This is a genomic window from Kitasatospora sp. NPDC047058 (assembly GCF_040643935.1).
Taxonomy (GTDB): Bacteria; Actinomycetota; Actinomycetes; order Streptomycetales; family Streptomycetaceae; genus Kitasatospora.
In genome coordinates, this window is the sequence record NZ_JBEYVJ010000831.1 from 1 (window position 1) to 1,537 (window position 1,537).

Consider the following 1,537-nt stretch of genomic DNA (forward strand, 5'->3'; position numbering starts at 1 on the left):
ATCAACCTGCACCCGCAGGTGCTCCCCGACACCGTCACCCCGCGCGAGTGGGCCGGACTGACGCTCCGCCACGACCCGGCGGAGGACCGTCTGGACTGATCACCCATGGCCGACTGGCACAGCACCGTCACCGCCGCCGCGCTCGCCCGGCTGCTCTCCACCACCGCCCGGCTGCCCGAACCGGCCGGCACCCGCCGGCCCGCCTACCGGACCCTGGCCGGGCAGATCCGCCTGCTGGTCACCGAAGGCCGCCTGCCGGTCGGCGCCCGGCTCCCCGCCGAACGCGAACTGGCCCTCGCCCTGCAGCTCAGCCGCACCACCGTGGCCACCGCCTACGAGGCCCTGCGCAGCGACGGCTACCTGCACAGCCGGCGCGGCTCCGGAAGCTGGACCGCCCTGCCCGAGGGCGCCCCGCCGCCCGGCGACGCACTGCACCCGCTGCCCCCGGACGAACAGGGCCGCACCCTGGACCTCGGCGTCGCCGCACTGCCCGCCCCGCAGCCCTTCCTCGGCGCGGCCGCCGCCCGCGCCGTCGAGCAGCTGCCCGCGTACGCCGCCGGGCACGGCCACTACCCCGCCGGCGTCCCGGTGCTGCGCGAGGCGGTGGCCCGCCGCTACACCCGGCGCGGCCTGCCGACCACGCCCGACCAGATCCTCATCACCATCGGCGCGATGGGCGGCCTGCACCTGGCGCAGCGGGCCCTGATCGGCCGCGGCGACCGGGTCGCGGTCGAGGCGCCCAGCTACGCGCACACCCTCCAGGCGCTGCGCCGCGGCGACGCCCGGCTGGTCCCCGTCCCGTACGCCCGGCCGGGCGGCCCGGACCGGCAGCCGGAGTGGGACCTCGCCGAGTGGCGCCGCGTCCTGCACGGCGCCGCACCCCGCGCCGCCTACGTGATCCCGGACTTCCACAACCCCACCGGCGCCCTGGTCGGCGAGGAGCAGCGCCGCGAGCTGCTGGCCGCCGCCCGCGCCGCCGGCGCCGTGGTGCTGGTCGACGAGACCACCGCCGAACTCGGCTGGGGCGTCCCGGACGGCACCGCGCTCCCCCGGCCGATGGCCGCGCTGGACCGCGCCGCCCAGGTGGTCACCGTCGGCTCGGCCGGCAAGCTGCTCTGGGGCGGCCTGCGGATCGGCTGGGTCCGGGCCGCGCCCGCCCTGGTCCGCAGGCTGGCCGGCGAACGCGTCTACAGCGACGTCGGCGCCCCGGTGCTGGACCAGCTGATCGCCGCCGACCTGCTCGGCGAGCCGCTGGAGGCCGTCCGCGCCCACCAGCTGGACCGGCTGCGCACCACCGCCGACGCCTTCGCCGACGCGCTGCGCACCCACCTGCCGCACTGGCGCTACGCCACCCCGCCCGGCGGCCTCGCACTCTGGGCGGCCACCGGCGACGTCTCCGGGACGGCGCTCGCGCTGGCCGGCGAGCACGACGGCGTGCGGATCGCGGCGGGCAACCGCTTCGGCTCGGACGGCGCCTTCGAGCACCGCATCCGGCTGCCGCTGACCCTGCCCGCCGCCGCCGTGCCCGCCGCCGTCG

The 1,537-nt window shown here is 78.9% G+C and carries 1 protein-coding gene; it reads left to right on the forward strand.

Annotation, left to right across the window (positions count from 1 at the left end):
* Window positions 1-105: 105 nt before the first annotated feature.
* Window positions 106-1,537 (forward strand): PLP-dependent aminotransferase family protein (locus tag ABZ885_RS40875; RefSeq protein WP_360200245.1); only part of this gene is annotated, 1,432 nt, incomplete at its 3' end.